Below are 16,329 nucleotides of genomic sequence, written 5' to 3'. Positions count from 1 at the left end.
AAACATCCGGGTAAAGTTGCAATACAATGGACATTAACAGTTTCAAAATAGAAGACTTTTACGTGGAATCCTTGGGTGAAACCAAGGTTGAATCTCCACTTTACAAATCATATTCCGGTACGGAAATCGTAAAGGAGTTTGTTAAAGACGATCAGCGTGTACTCTATGACGCTAGCCTTGAATCGTTCAAAAAAGCAATGGAATCAGGTAATGAGCCTATTTCATTCGAGAAGGCGGGACCAAGGAAGGACTTATTTTTCAATCCTGCCAATACTAAAGCTGCCATTGTTACTTGTGGTGGGTTGTGCCCGGGGTTGAATAACGTTATCCGAAGTCTTGTGATGGGCCTTTATTACCGATACGGTGTGAAAAACATCGTTGGTATTCCTTACGGTTATCAGGGATTGAACCCTGAGTATGGTCACAAGTTTATCAACCTGACTCCTGAAGTTGTAAAAGATATTCACCTCTTTGGTGGGTCAATTTTGGGCTCGTCTAGAGGTCGTCAGGATATCAGTATGATGGTTGACACCCTTGAGCGCAACAATATTAATATGCTCTTTACGATTGGTGGCGATGGTACATTGGCTGGTAACTACGTGATCGCTGAAGAAATAGAAAGAAGAGGGCTTAAGATTGCATTGGCTGGTTTGCCTAAAACCATTGACAATGATGTCAACTTTATTCAGAAGACATTTGGTTTTGAAACGGCATTCACCACTGCTGCTCCAATTTTGAGAGATGCACACAACGAAGCGACAGGAGCGTACAATGGTATTGCGATTGTTAAGCTGATGGGTCGTGACTCAGGCTTTATTGCAGCAACTGCGGCACTTGCTATGCCAGATGTAAACTTTGTGTTGGTTCCTGAAAATGAGTTTGAGCTGAAAGGTGAGAATGGCTTCTTGAATTCGCTGAAGCAACGTGTAATGGAACGCAACCATGCACTGGTAGTTGTGGCTGAAGGTGCAGGGCAAAACCTGTTTACTGGAGGTGATGTAGTGAAAGATGCATCAGGAAATATCAAGCACAAGGATATTGGACTGTTGCTGAAAGATGAGATTGGAGCATTCTTCAAGGAACAGGGAATGGAAGCTACGGTGAAATATATTGACCCGTCTTACATTATTCGTTCTGAACCAGCGAATCCTTCTGATAGCATTTTCTGTACTTCATTGGCGATGAATGCGATTCATGGTGCAATGGCAGGGAAAACGGGGTTTGTAGTAGGACGATGGAACAATGTCTTTACATACTTGCCAATTCCTGTAGCGACAAAAACAAGAAAGAAGATCGATGTAAATGGTGAGTTGTGGTGGAGTGTGTTGGAATCGACAGGTCAGCCAATGAACATGAAGTAAGATTCTGATTACATATATAATGGTCTATAAATAACAAAAGCACGGTAGAAGCTACCGTGCTTTTAGTTTTAACAATTAAACCAAATAATCCTTAATATCCTGCTTGAATATCATGTAACTGATATTTTAAAAAGCTACGCTCAAAGGTAAGTTTTCATCGGTAAACGTGCTGATTTTTTCGGCTAACAAAGTATGCATATGGGTGAATGGAGGTTTATTTTCGTTCAGTAACATTAACAAATGGAAATATCAAGATGTGATTCGTTGTATGAACATCGTTAGTCCAACATCAATCACCAATCCTAAAGGCCAACCGAGAATAAAACCATAGATGATAAGCCTGTTGAAATAAACATCAGCAAACCCATAGAAAAGGTCTTCAATTTTCTTGGAATCCATCAGGCTGATCTCATTCACGACAATTTCCCTGAAGTTAATACTGTTGACAATGGTACTGATATGCTGCTCAGAAGCTGCCATGGTCGCATTTAGCAGCTTGTCAAGTACATAACCTTTTAGTTCGGGTGTGAGATTGTTGTTCAAGCCATCGAGAATATAATTACAGATGGTTCTGATTTCACGTTTGAGCGTAGTGATATTGTTCTTGTCAGCCAGCATAAACCTGATGCCATTCTGAATGTCTCGCTCCAAAAGCTGCCTGTCTACGAGTGCATCAATTCCTTTTGACTCTGCAGTTTTAAGGAGGCTTTTCACTATTGTGGCTTTACTTTGCTTGAAAGCATTCGTCCGGAGCAGGGCATCAACCGTAAACCTGATGGATTGTTTCATCTCTTTTTCAGTCATGCCTTCAGTCAGGCTACCCCATTTCTTGTCAAGTAGCAAGTCGCTTACAATACCTTTGACCAATACAGAAATTTCAGACAGCACTACTTTATTTTTGTGTTGGGTGTAAAGCTGCTCGTATAGGTGCTCTCTAATGACTTTGGCTTCAGGTTCTAATGTCGTTGCCAAGTGGCTATAAACCTTTTTCTCGTTCAGATTTCCTAAATCCAACAACCGCTTAACAGGGATTCTGAATAGCTCATCTACTACATTGTACAAGACTTTTTGAAGTGAAAGTAGAATACGCTTATTGGATAGGATTTCCTCAACAGTTTGCTTCAGCTTGTCTTTGTTAAGGTCAAAGCCTATTTCCCCTACAGTGGTGGTATCCCCAATCTCTTTTAAGGTAGAGGCAAGGAGAGGATGCAGCTCAGGAGCCTTCTGTTCAAAGAACAAGGGAACACTGTTTTGAAGCAGGTCAGTGGTGGCATTTCGAATTGTTCCTTCGTAAAGGAAAACCAGTTTATTCCTTTTTAGCGCCGTTTGGTATACCTGATCAGCATACTGCTCCTTATTTTGACTTAAATGCTGACAGAATGAGGTGATGATATGACTGACCAGCAAGCCAATGTTATTCTCAAGTACTTTAAATGCTTTTCCGTCAAAAGTCTCTGACAGTTTCTGTTCAGGGTGTATAAACTTCAGTAGTTGTTTGTCAATGAACTCAAACATCATGTCCTTGAGCTCTCCATGTTGAAGTTTATCCTGTGATAAGTTCCATAACTTTTCTTTAATCTGTGTTTTTCTGTCTCTGAATAAAGGGATGTCATAAAGGGTGTATTCCCTGTATCCTTCCATTTTTTCAAGGAGGACTTTATTTATTTTCTCAATAGACTTTTCATCTTCCACCCATTGATAAGCCTTGTCTAATTGCTTTTCAAGTACACTGTCTATACCAGTGAAAATATATTCCAGCAGTTGAGGAGGAATAAGGTCTCTAAGAAGTGCATCCTGATGTAAGAGCTGTTGGATTCTTTCTGTAACAAAAGAAGACAAGCCTCTGTAAAAGTTTGGGTGCTCAGTTAGTTTGGCAAATGAGTCTTGCAAGTCCGAAAACTGCTCCCCAATCAGCTGTTTTTCCTTGTTTTCGATAAAATTGAAGACCTGTCTGGATAGTAAGTCTCTTTTTTTGTAAAACTGCTGTACAACCTGCTTGGACATTGCTTTTGTGATGGTATTACGGTCACTGAGTACAATCCTATTGATCAGTGCAAAGTTATGCTTGGAGGCTCGTTCGGCAATGACAGGTCTGATGGCTTGCAGCTTTTTGTGCATTCCTTCACCTACAGTCTGTTGATTGAGGAGTTCTTTGCCTACAAATTTGCCCATCTGTTCAGCAAAATTTTCCTTGTTTTTGGTCATGATACCAGGTGTAAAAGGAATTCTGATACCGAATAGCATTTTTTCTCGGTAGGGTCTGAACACCATCTTGATCGCAATCCAGTTAGTGCCCAACCCAGTGATTCCATAAACCACAGCTCCTGCTATCATGGTGTTGGTGGTCATGTCTCCTTCAGGAAGCAGTGCTGTAAGCCCACCTGCGATTGCTCCCAGAAAAGCACCAAAGTAGGTGATGGGTTTCATGTTTTTACCCATAAACCCCTTTACCATGGTAGGCAGGTCTTTATGTTTCTTTTCTAGGTTTTCCTTAACCAATGAGCTTACCTGTCCTTCCATCAGCTTATTCAGGTTACGGTCAGTAAACCCAGCTAACTCTTCAGTGAGTTTGTAAGGAAGGTTTTCTTGTTGGGCAACAAAATCAGTAATGTTCTGTAAAGGGTATTCAATTACATGCTTGAACTCTCTCTGTACAGTTTCAACGATCTTGTCGGCTAACTCAGGAACAATTTTCTCAAGTTGCGTATCCTTGACATACAAGTCCCAAGTATTGGACCTGAGACGTTCTTCAACCATTTGTTTGAGTAGTTCTTCACCTCTGGATCTGTTTTTTATAAGTGCATCCTCAAGTGTATACCTTAGGTTACCAATGTTTTGAGTAAGTAACTCAGGAGATACAATTTTAGAAATACTGATCTCTTTGAGTTCATTGATCTTATTGACCAGAATCTCTTCAGCACGGTCAATGGCCTTGTCACTTTTAAGGAACTCCTTGAGCAGATCTTCATCCAAGAGGTAGTTTAGCACTTCCTGTAAGTCATTAACCCTTCGTTTAGCGGGCCAGATACTCCCGATTTGTTGGTCGAAGAATTTCTCAAATGCCTCATTTTCTGTATTGAGTAGCTTGTCGTCTGCTACCTGTTGGAGTGACTTAAAAAGGACGTCTACAATTTTCTCTCGATCAATTCCAGCAAAAAGGTTACTGATACTATTGTTTTTCAGAAACTTGATAATCTCTTCAGCACCTTTTTTGGCAATGGATTTGGAGTGAATGCCTTCCTGCTGCTTTCGGGTGATGGCTACAATTTCTTCTACAATCCTAAAACGGTCACTGACGCTTTCAATAAATAGGCTGATTAGCCAGTTGCCTACCAGTGATGCATTTTTTTCAAAAGCTTCATTGACGATTTCGTCAATCTCTTCTTTGTTATCCCTTATCCAAGAAATTACAGTCTCAATTAGGTATGGGAGTTTGCTTTTAAGGAATTGTTCAAAGTTGTGGCGACTATCCTCAGGAAGTAACTCAAAGATAGTCGTCTGCTCCTGACTAACGACATCGACAACAATCCTTATCAGTGTCTTGATAGGGCTGTCAGCACTTTCGTCAGCAAGCAAAGTTTTGAATATGCTGATGAGTTCTTTTGCTGTAGAAGAGGCTTGCTCACTACCCAATATTTCGGTGATTCGCTTTTGAGCAACACTGTCAGCTACTTTTCCCATCAGGCCTTCAATTTCTAGTTGATGGAGAATCTTTCTGAGTAGGCTGTCTAGGGGGTAGTGGTTGCGGTGTAGTTCCACACTTAACTCTTTGAAAATCTTGCTTGCATTGGATTTAAGGTTTTCCAAAAGCTTTTCAGAAAGCAGTGTTCTCAGTTTTTCATCGCTTAGTTCTTTCCAAAGTTTTTCGGTAAAGTCTTCAGCCAGACCGGGAGTCAGTACAGTCAGTTTCATGGCTTCATAGACCTTTCGGGCCATAGCATCTGCTTGCTCAGGAGAGATTACTTCACCGATTACATTTTGTTTGGTGAAGTCTTTCAGGATATGAAAAAGAGGTTTTTCAATTGTATCTGAGAGTGTGCCGAGCAAGTTGTTGAACGAGGCTTCAATGCCCGGAATATCTTTCAGTAGCATTCCGTCAGGTAGCTGTTCGCTAATGCTATGTTGAATCAGCTCTTCAAACATCTTGACCAATGCATTCTTGAATGCAGGTTTCTGAAGCTCTACTTTAATATTGTCATGTCGGATGATTTCGGATTCGACTAGTTTACTGATGTTCTTGATAAACTGATCTTTGGTTTGCTCGACTACACTGGGAATGCCAACGACTCTTTCAAATAGCATTCTTAAGGCGAGGTCATTTGTAGTATAGCCAACGATTGAACCTGAAAAAATTTTGAGGAGAAATGAGTAGTACATGTATGTTAGCGGTTGACCGTTTGAGTTGATTTGCCAACATACAAATATTTTCCCTCAAAAGAGGGACAGCAATAATTATTTTACGGTTTAATTGTAACTTTTCTGTGAACTTGGTTAATATTGTTGACAGGTTACCCGATCTGTTGTGGATATTTAGAAGATCGTTTTTAGGAGAATAACTTGAGGAAGTTTATGAAATTCAATGTAAAGATAATAATGGTTTCCCTTCTGGCTTTGGTATGTGTTTTTACAGCATGTAGCAAGAGTAAAGAAGAGGGTAGCAAGAATTTGCCAGTAGCAAAAGGAAAACCAGGTGAAATGATCCTGATTATGGACTCAGCTCAATGGAAAGGAAAGCTGGGTGATATTGTATATGATAGTGTTTTGGCACAAACTGTGGATATTCTGCCGCAGCCCGAGCCGATGTTTACGATAAGTCATGTAAGACCGGGAGGTTTTGAAAGTATCTTGAGACAGGCAAGGAATGTTGTTATGGTTACTACGCTTGACTCCAAAAGTAGTGATACCAAAAGAATGAAGCAGTTTTTCTCAGAAGATGCCCTGAAAGAAGTAAGCAAGAAAGGCAAGGCTTTTATGCAAGTCAATAGAGATGTCTATGCAAAAGGTCAGGCAATGGTCATGCTTTTTGCACCTTCAGAAGATCTGATGCTTGAGTTTTTGGAGAATCCTGAAAACCAGCGAAAAATCGCTTCGGTATTCAATGACTTGGAAAACAAAAACCTGATGAGAAGTATCGGGGGTGTTTATGACAAGACCATGAAGAACAAGCTGAAGAAAGCGACTGGAATATCGCTAGAGCTGATGCCAGGTTTCCAATTGGCGAAAGAGACTGATGACTTTATCTGGTTGAGACACCCTGAACTGAAAGTGGATAAAAACATTTTCATTGCGAAAAAACCTTATACATCGCAGGAGCAATTCTCGCCTGATAGTATCATTGACTGGAGAAACCAGATTGCAAAAGAACACCTATATGGAGACCCTGATAATCCTGAGTCATTTGTAGTGACCGAAAAACTGGTTCCTGTCAAAACGAAGACTATGGAGCTTGATGGACATCACGCTGTAGAAGCTAAAGGACTTTGGAAAACCAATAACATATCAATGGGTGGACCATTTGTTAGTTATGTGATGGTTAATGATGGCGGAGACATGCTTTACTATATTGAAGGTTTTGTGTATGCCCCTCAGCAGAAAAAACGTGAATACATGCGTGAAATGCAGGTGATGTTGCAGTCTGTGGATTAATTCTTGCGAAGAGAGGTTGTCGTTGGATAATCCCTCGATATTATGAATATGACTGTTTAAATAAAGATTTTGATTATATAAATCGGAGAAGAGAAAAAATACCTGCACTGATTGTCAGGGATTTATTTCCTTCTCCCTTTTTACTTTGTACTTTTGTAAGTTATGTATAATTATATTAGCGGTAAATTGGTAGTCAAGTCACCGACTTATGCGGTGATTGATGTGGCGGGGATCGGATATGAAGTGCATATTCCACTTAGCACCTATGCCAAGATCGGAGACAAGGAAAGTTGCTTGCTTCATACCCATTTCTATGTGAAAGAAGATGCGCAGCTGCTTTATGGTTTCATTGAAAAACCTGAGAAAGACCTGTTCCTTTTACTGATCAGTATTTCGGGAATTGGGCCATCAACCGGATTGGCTTTTCTTTCGTCGCTTTCGGCTGCTGAAATTAAACAGGCGATACAGTCAGACGATGTAGCCACAATCCAGTCGGTGAAAGGGGTAGGAGCCAAAACAGCCCAGCGTGTCATCATAGAGCTGAAGGACAAGGTAAGCAAACTAGAAATTGAGGGTGCAGAGGTTGCGGCTGTAGCTGGTATGACTTCTGATGATCAACGAAACAAACAGGAAGCGTTGGAGGCACTGATGCAACTTGGGTTCTCAAAACCGATGGCAGATCGTAGTTTGAAAACCATTATGAAGAAACATGGTGCAGGGTTAAGTGTAGAACAGTTGATCAAACTTGCTTTAAAAAATTAGTGATATTCAAATAATTGATGCCTATAGGATTAGATTTCTACTGCTTTTGAGGTACTTACGTATCAAGAATATACAATACTTAAGTCTTAAATGTTATATTCAAGGAATGATCATATTGAAATAATCAATTTTGAACATTGTATGAATGTAATACTGTTGCTCTTTTTCCTAATTGAGAAAGGTTACACGCTGTTTGGGTAATGTAGATTTTCTTACAATAAAAACATGTATAACCTCAAAAGCAGGGAGGTGTCTGACCTGAATTGTTAATCCACCTTCCTACTCAGGAGCCTACTTTACAAATTACCTGTTGCGAATTAGTTTGCTTCTACTTGACTAGACAAGCAAAGGTTTTTTGGGGATAATGATTTAGCTTTAACAGCTATTTTCTACTATAATTTAGACCAGAAGGCTCTGGCTACTAAATCCATTTTTCATACAATAAAAACCGAAGTCACTTTGCGCTATTTGGTATTGATGTTGCTGTGTGCTGCTACTTTTGCTGGGAATGATGTTGTGTGGGCGAAACCTAATGCCTCTCTTGGAGTGTTACAGGTACCAGCTCAGCAAAAGGTTGACCAGGACACAACGAAAAGAGACCTAAAGCTCAAGCCTTATGAGCAAGACCGATATGGAGACCCGTTGACTAATCCACGGAGTAACTCTCCTTTGTTGCTGAATACTCCTCCCAATTCGAATGTGAATATTGAGTTGGATTCAAGTGGTACTTATTTCAATGTCAATGAAACATTGAATGATATGGAGTACCGTCCGCCTACACTTATTCCTTATAATGAATACAGGAAATACCTATTTCAGAAGCAACAACAGGATTACTGGAGAAGCCTTTCGATTCAGCAGGACGGACGAGATGCCCTTCCCGGTAAGGATGGGAGCAGGTTGATTCCGCCAATTTACTTGGGTAAAGTAGCGGACAGGCTGTTTGGCGGAAGTACGATGGAGTTCAAGACCAGTGGTAGTGTACTGCTGGATTTTGGAGGCTTATGGCAAAGAGTAGACAACCCTCAAATACCTGTTCGTCAGCAAAGAAACGGGGGCTTCAATTTCGATCAGCAGATCGGGATGGCGTTGGAAGGTAAGATTGGAGACAAGCTGACGGTATCAGGTAATTTTGATACCAAAAGTGCCTTTCAGTTTGAGCAAAGATATAACCTGTCCTATACAGCATATGACCATGATATCATTCAGGATGTACAGGTGGGTAATGTGAGTTTTCCTGTTTCCAACTCCTTGATTACAGGAGCGCAAAACCTGTTTGGTGTTTATACCAAAATGCGATTTGGTAAACTATACGTTAGTGGTATTTTTTCAAGTCAGCGAGGTTCGGTAGAAACAATGACCATTCGAAATGGATCTCAGGCAGCAGAGTTTGAGATGCAAGCTGATAATTATGAAGCCAATAGAAACTTCTTCCTTTCGCAGTTTTTCCGTGACAACTATGAAAGAGCACTCCAGAATTTGCCAATTATCAATTCAGGGGTTGTTGTTACAAGGGTAAAGGTTTTTGTTACCAACCGAAATAATGATACGCAGAACCTCAGAAGTTTAGCGGCATTCCTCGACCTTGGTGAGTCTACACCATACAACAGCAGTTGGATAGGTGGAGGAACTCCTAATGGAGAAGCAGGTAATAATGCCAATAGCCTGTACAATGAAATCGCCCAACTTGGTGGAGCAAGAAACCCTGATAATGTTAAAAGCTCTTTGGAAGGGTTTAATGGCATGACAAACGGTACTGACTTCGAAGTACTTCGTTCTGCTAGGGAGTTGACATCTACAGAATATACTCTAGATCCATTGTTGGGTTACATTACCCTGAATGCTCCTTTGCGTAATGACGAGATTCTGGCAGTAGCTTACGAATACACTTACAACGGACAGACATTTAAGGTTGGTGAACTGAATGAGGACTATACGAATCTGGATGCGAATGCGGTAGTCTATATGAAAATGCTAAGTCCTTCTACGATCAGAACGGACTTGCCAACTTGGGACCTGATGATGAAAAACATCTACCAACTTCAGGCAACGCAGATTCAGAAAGAGAACTTTAACCTGAGAGTAGTTTATAAGGACGATGCTTCAGGTGTCGATAACCCTAACTTGCCAGATGGTCAGAATACAGCCAATATCCCATTGGTAAGACTGATGAATGCTGACCAGTTGAACCCAAGTCAGGAGCGTCAGCCAGACAGTAAATACGACTATGTAGAAGGCATCACAATTCATCCTCAGGAAGGGCGGATTATCTTCCCTGTTTTAGAGCCTTTTGGTAAGACACTGGACGATTTGTTTGAGCCAAGTGAGTCTGCACTGGTGGAGAAATACGTTTTCACAGACCTTTATAATAAAACTCAGGCTGATGCAAAGCTGAATACGCTTCAGAACAAATACTTTATTAAGGGTAGTGTTCAGTCCGGTTCATCAGGAGATATCACATTGCCAGGAATCAATATTTCAGAGAATTCAGTAGTGGTTTCGGTAGGAGGAACCTCCTTGACGGAAGGGGTTGACTATACAGTCGATTACCAGTTTGGTCGTGTGAAAATCCTGAATGAAGGGGTGTTGAACTCTAATAAGGATATTCAGATACAATATGAAAGAGCTGACCTTTTCAATTTCCAAACAAGAAACTTGGCTGGTGTTGATTTGGAATACCACTTCAGTAAAGACCTGAAAGTGTCCGCAACCTTATTGCACCTGAATGAAAAGCCTTTGATTAGAAGGATTGCTGTAGGTAGCGAGCCAACCCGAAATACCCTATGGGGTACATCAGTGGACTACCGTACAGATTCAAGGTTTTTGACTAAAGCTATAGATGCCATTCCAGGTATTTCCACAACAGAAAATTCAACAGTTGTATTTAAGGGTGAGTTTGCCCAGTTGGTACCTAGTGCACCTAAATTGGTGGGGACCGATGGCGTATCATACATTGATGATTTTGAGGGAGCTGAGGTACCATACGACTATACACGTACACCAACTCAGTGGGCAATAGGTTCAACCCCAGTAGATATACTAAATGACTACGTGGACCCGACTGATGAAAGAAGCTACAATTACAAGCGTGCCAAGATGGCTTGGTATAATATCGATAATGTATTCTATTTTTCTGGCGGATCAGGCTCATCTCAAAGACCTAGTAATATTACTTCAGAAGTATTGCAGAATCATTACTCTCGTCTGATTCCTTACAATGAGGTATTCCAAGGAAAGCAACGTGAGCAGATTACTGGAAATGAGATTTCATTTGACATTGCATATTACCCTGATGAGAGAGGTCCTTATAACTACAGGACAGACCTTAATTCGGATGGTAGCCTTCCTAATCCAACGGAGAACTTTGGTGCAATTACGAAAGCCATTACACACGATGTTGACTTTGATAATATCAATGTCCAATACATAGAGTTCTGGTTGTTGGACCCGTTCTTAGATGGAGAAAATGGTCAGGTAGAAGGAAAGAACAATACGACAGGTGGTAAGCTGTTCTTTAACTTGGGTAATATTTCAGAAGACTTGGTGCCGGATGGAAGACATTTCTTTGAAAATGGTCTGACTACCAATGATGATGCAATGTCCCAAACAGAAGATTGGGGCTTTACGCCAAATACACAGTATTTGAATAATGCCTTTAACTCAGCGGTACCTCGTGATGCTCAGGACGTGGGTTTTGACGGATTGAGCTCAGAAAGGGAACGTACATTCTTGAGTGATTACTTATCAGCATTGCCAGGCTCAATCAGGTCATCTATAGAAGAAGACCCGTCTGGTGATGACTTCCGCTATTACCTAGGCAGTTATGCTGATGAGAATGACTTCTCTATCCTGCAACGTTACAAGAGCTTCAATGGTCCTGATGGAAACTCTCCTGAACTGAGTGGGGGAAGCGCTTTTCCTGCATCATCTTCTAACTTGCCTGACAACGAAGATTTGAATAAGGATAATACCGTTTCAGACCTGAATCAGTATTTCCAGTATGAACTAGACTTGAAACCAAGTCAGTTGAATACGTCTCATCCTTATATCGTTGATGAGGTAGAAGCAGAAGCACCTGAGTCAGGTGAACGTGTGAAGTGGTATCAGTTTAGAATCCCGATTAGGGGAAGCCATGTTGAGGAAATTGGAGGAAACGGATTGAGCTATAAGTCTATCCGTTTTATGAGAATGTTCCTGACAGGTTGGGAACAGCCTGTTGTCTTGAGAATGGTAAACTTCCAGTTGGTAGGAGCGCAATGGAGACCTTATACTGCTAGCAGTCTCGAAGACCTAACCAAACCTCAGCCAAACTCATCAGTTGAAGTTTCATCTGTCAATATTGAAGAGAACGGTCTGGATACAGGCGAAGGTATTCCTTATGTATTGCCTCCAGGTTTTGAAAGAGATTACGATGCTACTTCAACGGTTACAAGACGAATAAACGAACAATCTATTCAGATGTGTGTGAGTGGATTGGAACCGGGAACCAGTCAGGCAGTTTTTAAGAATTTTGCTTTGAACTTGGTCAATTATAAGCGCATCAAAATGGAATTGCATGCTGAGAGTGATAATGCAAGAGATGATGAATTGACTGCTTATTTGAGATTGGGTACGGACTTTACGCAAAACTATTATGAAATAGAAGTGCCTTTGGATATAACACCAAGGGGTTCCAATACAGCGGAGGCTATTTGGCCAAGGGACAATGAAATTGATGTTGCCTTGGAAGAGCTTTACCTGATTAAGTCAAAAAGAGATAAGTCAGGAAGTTCGACGACAGAGCCTTATACCGAAAAAATCAGAAACTATAATATAAGTGTAGTAGGTCGTCCTGACTTGAGTGCTGTCAAGATGGCGATTATCGGGGTAAGAAACCCAGAAAGCAATAATAGCCTGAGGGATGTTTGTATTTGGGCCAATGAATTGAGAGTGACTGATTATAATACATTCTCAGGTTGGGCAGTAAATGCAAATCTGGATACAAAACTTGCTGACTTTGCTACGCTTCAAGCCAATGTGAGGTATACAACTGTTGGTTTTGGTGGTATTCAAGACAAAATCGGTAGTCGTAGTATGGATGAAACAATGATGTATGGTGTAGCATCCAATATCAATGTAGATAAACTATGGCTGAATAGGATTGGTGTTACCATGCCGCTGTATGTGAGTTACGACAGAAGTACTTCAGATCCATACTTTGACCCTAAAGACCCTGATGTACCGCTTGATGTTTCTATTGCAGCTTTTGAAACGGCAGAGGCAGGAGCTGATTACAGAAAAATTGTACAGGACTATTCGGATGCATTCAGTATCAATATTTCTGGACTTCGTAAGAAGAAGATGAGAGAGGGGGCCAAGCTATACCCTTGGGATATTGAAAACTGGACTTTTAGTGGGGCATATACAAAGCGTTTCCAACGTAATATGAATACCGCTTCCATGGAGGATGTACAGTGGAAAATTGGTGCTGCATACACTTACCAGTTACCGTTTGATGGTTTTGAGCCATTCAAGAATATAAAAGCATTTGATGGGAAGTATCTCCAACTGATCAAGGACTTTAACTTTAATCCATTGCCAACATCGGTTACGGTGAGAGGTGATTTGGATAGAAGGTATATCCGTACGCAGTTGAGAGACAGTAACCTTGAAATTGATCCAAGTCAGTTGTTCTTCGAGAAGACCTTTTTCTTTAACAGGAACTATAATGTAAGTTGGGACTTGACAAATAGTCTGAAGCTGGATTATGCAGCAACAGCCAATGCGATTATTGATGAACCATTTGGGGAGATGAATCAGGCTGCAAGGGATACTATTTGGGACAATTTGTCTGACTTTGGTAGAATGAAGCAGTTTACGCAGTCCTTTACAGGAACATACCAGTTGCCTCTTGATAAGATCCCTGCGATTGATTGGGTGAGTTCTGATGTTAGGTATGTTGGTGGTACAAGCTGGGTAGCCGCAACAAAAGGCTTGGAGGATTTCGGTAATACACTTCAGAATAACCAACAGTTCAATGTCAATGGTAAATTAGACTTTAAAAAGCTTTACAATAAGTCTTCCTACCTGAAAAGGGTTAACAAAGAAACCCGAACTCGTCCTAACAGCAGTAATGCAAGGCCAAGTAGAAGGCGGAACAATAGGTTGGCACCAGACCATCCACTTGTGCTTAAGAAACAAAAGCTAGAGGACAAACTCAGAAAGCTGAAGGACAAGCAGAAGAAGCGTGATGATCGAAGTGCTAAGAAGTTCGAAGAGAAGATGAACGAGGTAAGCGAGAAAATTACCGAAAAACAATCTGCAGGCGAAGATGTGACTGAATTGGAGCAAGAACTTGAAAGTCTTCAGGAAGCGTTCCAAAATGAAGGAGAAAAGACTAGACTCCAGAAGAAGATCGAAAAACTGGAGGCAAAACTTGAGGGTGTAAATGCTGATATAGAGAAAGCGAAAGAAGAAGGTGGTGATGGAAGAGGAGCCGGAGGTAAAATCGCCGATGGAGCATCCAAACTGCTGACTATGGTGAAAGATGTCAATGGTACCTATTCTCAGAATAACTCCACGACTTTGCCAGGATATAACGAAACGCCAAAACTGTTTGGTTTTGACCAGGATTGGAACTCACCGGGGCTGCCATTCATATTAGGTAGTCAGGACTTTGGAATCAGAAATGAAATCCAACCTTATCTGGTGCAGAATCCTAATCAGCGTACGCCATTCCAGCAAAGAAGGTCGGAGGATATTCAGATTAGAGCGTCAGTTGAACCTGTTTCATCTCTGAAAATCACACTGGATGCGACAAGAACGAGACAGAATGCTTATACGGAAATTATCCGTTATGATGATCAGAACAATGAGTTCATATTCCAGTCGCCACAAAGAACAGGTAGTCGAGGGATTTCATACTTTACACTGAGAACTGCCTTTACAAAAGATGATGCAGGGAATGTATCGCCTGTTTTTGAAGAGTTTGTAAGAAATAGGGATGTGATCCAGCAGCGCCTTTCAGTAGCTAATCCTGGTGGTACATACAATGCCAATAGTCAGGATGTACTGATTCCAGCGTTTATTGCAGCCTATACAGGTAGAGATGTCAATACAATAGACTTTAACCCATTCCCTGATGTGCCAATTCCAAACTGGCAGATCTCATATGATGGACTTTCAAAGTTACCGTTGTTTAGTGATCTGTTTAAGTCTGTGACTATCTCGCACCAGTATCGTTCAACTTATGATGTAGGTTCTTATACTTCATCATTGACATATGGAGCAGGTACAGTTGGTTTGGATAAGAATGAGTCACATTCAGGCCTGTCGAGTCAGGTGGATGACCAAGGTAGTTATATCCCGATCTTTGTAATGAACCAAGTAAATATTGATGAGCAGTTTGGTCCATTGCTAGGGGTTTCGGTGAGATTTATGAATGATTTCTCTCTGAAATTTGATTACAAAAAAGCAAGAAGGTTATCATTGAACCTATCAAATGCACAGGTGTCTGAGCTGAGAAATAATGACTTTGTGGTGGACTTGGGTTATACCAAGGCGGGTATGAAGTTACCATTCAGGGCACAGGGACGTACAGTTCTCCTGAAGAATGATGTCACATTCAGAATGGCATTTACGATCAGAGATACGGAGACATTCCAACGGATCATTGATGAGCCTGATGTGATTACTGCCGGTAACTGGAATTTCCAGCTGAAACCAACAGTTAATTACGTTTTGAATGATCGTGCTAATTTGCAGCTATACTTTGAGAGAACAATCAATGAGCCGAAGGTGTCTACCGCTTTTAGACGTACGACAACAGCATTTGGCTTCCAGTTACGATACGACCTGACACAGCAGTAAATTAAGCTTATACAGGTTCAAAGAATTAAGCCCCTTCTACGCAAGGGGCTTTTTTTGTCTAAATGCTAAGGAACTAAACCAATTACTTATCCATACGTACTTTTCTATGGAGGTTTAAATGACTATTTTTAATAAAGCAGTTACCAGCAAAAGATGATAACTGACCTGACTTTATAAACCAATACAATACAGAAATGGGATTTTGGGATTCTATAAAAGACAAAAACTTAGGAGATGCTTTCAAAGACCTGAAAGACTCTTATGGAAATGCTTGGGAGCAGATGCAAAAGGAATTTTCTGAAAAAGAGCAGACTCTCAAGGAGCATTATATCAAGATTGAAAGTGCAGTCAAGGATTCGGATGAACTCAAGCACAAACTCCAGAATTTGACTGACACTTATGAGGAAAAGCTTAAGCAGTTTCAATCAAAAGATCAAATCAGCAAGGATGAGCTCATAGGGCTGCTGGATGAGCAGAAAGTGAATCAGCAAAAGCTATTTAATGAATACAAGTTGGAAGTTGACCGAAAGGAACAACAGCAATCAAAAGTAGTGCAGGCTATCTTGAAACAGCTTGATGAGAATTCGCAAGCGTTACTGGAACAGGACAAGCAGCTTGCTTCTTTAAGGCGTATCTCGATCTTTTCATTACTGCTAGCCATCAGTCTTGCCTTGGCATTGATCTTTGAAATTTACACATAAAAAAAGCCTCA

General features: G+C 40.9%; 6 protein-coding genes. 5 read left to right on the top strand and 1 reads right to left on the bottom strand.

Going from position 1 to position 16,329, the window contains the following annotated elements; all coding sequences use genetic code 11:
- Window positions 1–26: 26 nt before the first annotated feature.
- Window positions 27–1,361 carry an ATP-dependent 6-phosphofructokinase gene (locus V6R21_RS18075; RefSeq protein ID WP_334244989.1) on the top strand — a complete coding sequence of 445 codons (1,335 nt, stop codon included), beginning with the start codon at window positions 27–29 and terminating at the stop codon, window positions 1,359–1,361.
- A 249-nt stretch (window positions 1,362–1,610) separates the two neighbouring features.
- Here the strand turns inward: V6R21_RS18075 and V6R21_RS18070 are convergent, their stop codons facing one another.
- Window positions 1,611–5,738, bottom strand: a complete 4,128-nt coding sequence (locus tag V6R21_RS18070; RefSeq protein ID WP_334244988.1) for a DUF445 family protein — start codon at window positions 5,736–5,738, stop codon at window positions 1,611–1,613.
- Window positions 5,739–5,930: 192 nt separating this feature from the next.
- Between V6R21_RS18070 and V6R21_RS18065 the strand changes: the two genes are divergently transcribed.
- The 4 genes from V6R21_RS18065 to V6R21_RS18050 all read left to right on the top strand — a co-directional run bounded on the left by V6R21_RS18065 (window position 5,931) and on the right by V6R21_RS18050 (window position 16,318).
- Window positions 5,931–7,007 carry a DUF4837 family protein gene (locus tag V6R21_RS18065; RefSeq protein WP_334244987.1) on the top strand — a complete coding sequence of 359 codons (1,077 nt, stop codon included), beginning with the start codon at window positions 5,931–5,933 and terminating at the stop codon, window positions 7,005–7,007.
- A 162-nt stretch (window positions 7,008–7,169) separates the two neighbouring features.
- Window positions 7,170–7,769: a Holliday junction branch migration protein RuvA gene (ruvA, locus tag V6R21_RS18060; RefSeq protein ID WP_334244986.1), complete on the top strand. Its 600-nt coding sequence runs from the start codon at window positions 7,170–7,172 to the stop codon at window positions 7,767–7,769.
- A gap of 459 nt (window positions 7,770–8,228) precedes the next feature.
- On the top strand, window positions 8,229–15,617 hold the full coding sequence (gene sov / locus V6R21_RS18055) for a T9SS outer membrane translocon Sov/SprA (protein WP_334244985.1): 7,389 nt from the start codon (window positions 8,229–8,231) through the stop codon (window positions 15,615–15,617).
- Between the two features lie 194 nt (window positions 15,618–15,811).
- Entirely contained in the window at window positions 15,812–16,318 is a 507-nt protein-coding gene (locus tag V6R21_RS18050; RefSeq protein ID WP_334244984.1) for a hypothetical protein, read from the top strand.
- Window positions 16,319–16,329 lie beyond the last annotated feature (11 nt).

Source organism: Limibacter armeniacum (genome assembly GCF_036880985.1).
Lineage (GTDB): Bacteria > Bacteroidota > Bacteroidia > Cytophagales > Flammeovirgaceae > Limibacter > Limibacter armeniacum.
Note: the sequence above shows the minus strand (reverse complement) of the source record. Positions and strands in the feature narration are given on the sequence as shown.

What these genes read in the sequence shown, in the direction of transcription:
- V6R21_RS18070 (WP_334244988.1), bottom strand. Translation starts at nt 5,738, where the DNA reads ATGTACTACTCATTTCTCCTCAAAATTTTTTCAGGTTCAATCGTTGGC.
- ruvA (WP_334244986.1), top strand. Translation starts at nt 7,170, where the DNA reads ATGTATAATTATATTAGCGGTAAATTGGTAGTCAAGTCACCGACTTAT.
- V6R21_RS18050 (WP_334244984.1), top strand. Translation starts at nt 15,812, where the DNA reads ATGGGATTTTGGGATTCTATAAAAGACAAAAACTTAGGAGATGCTTTC.
- V6R21_RS18075 (WP_334244989.1), top strand. Translation starts at nt 27, where the DNA reads ATGGACATTAACAGTTTCAAAATAGAAGACTTTTACGTGGAATCCTTG.
- V6R21_RS18065 (WP_334244987.1), top strand. Translation starts at nt 5,931, where the DNA reads ATGAAATTCAATGTAAAGATAATAATGGTTTCCCTTCTGGCTTTGGTA.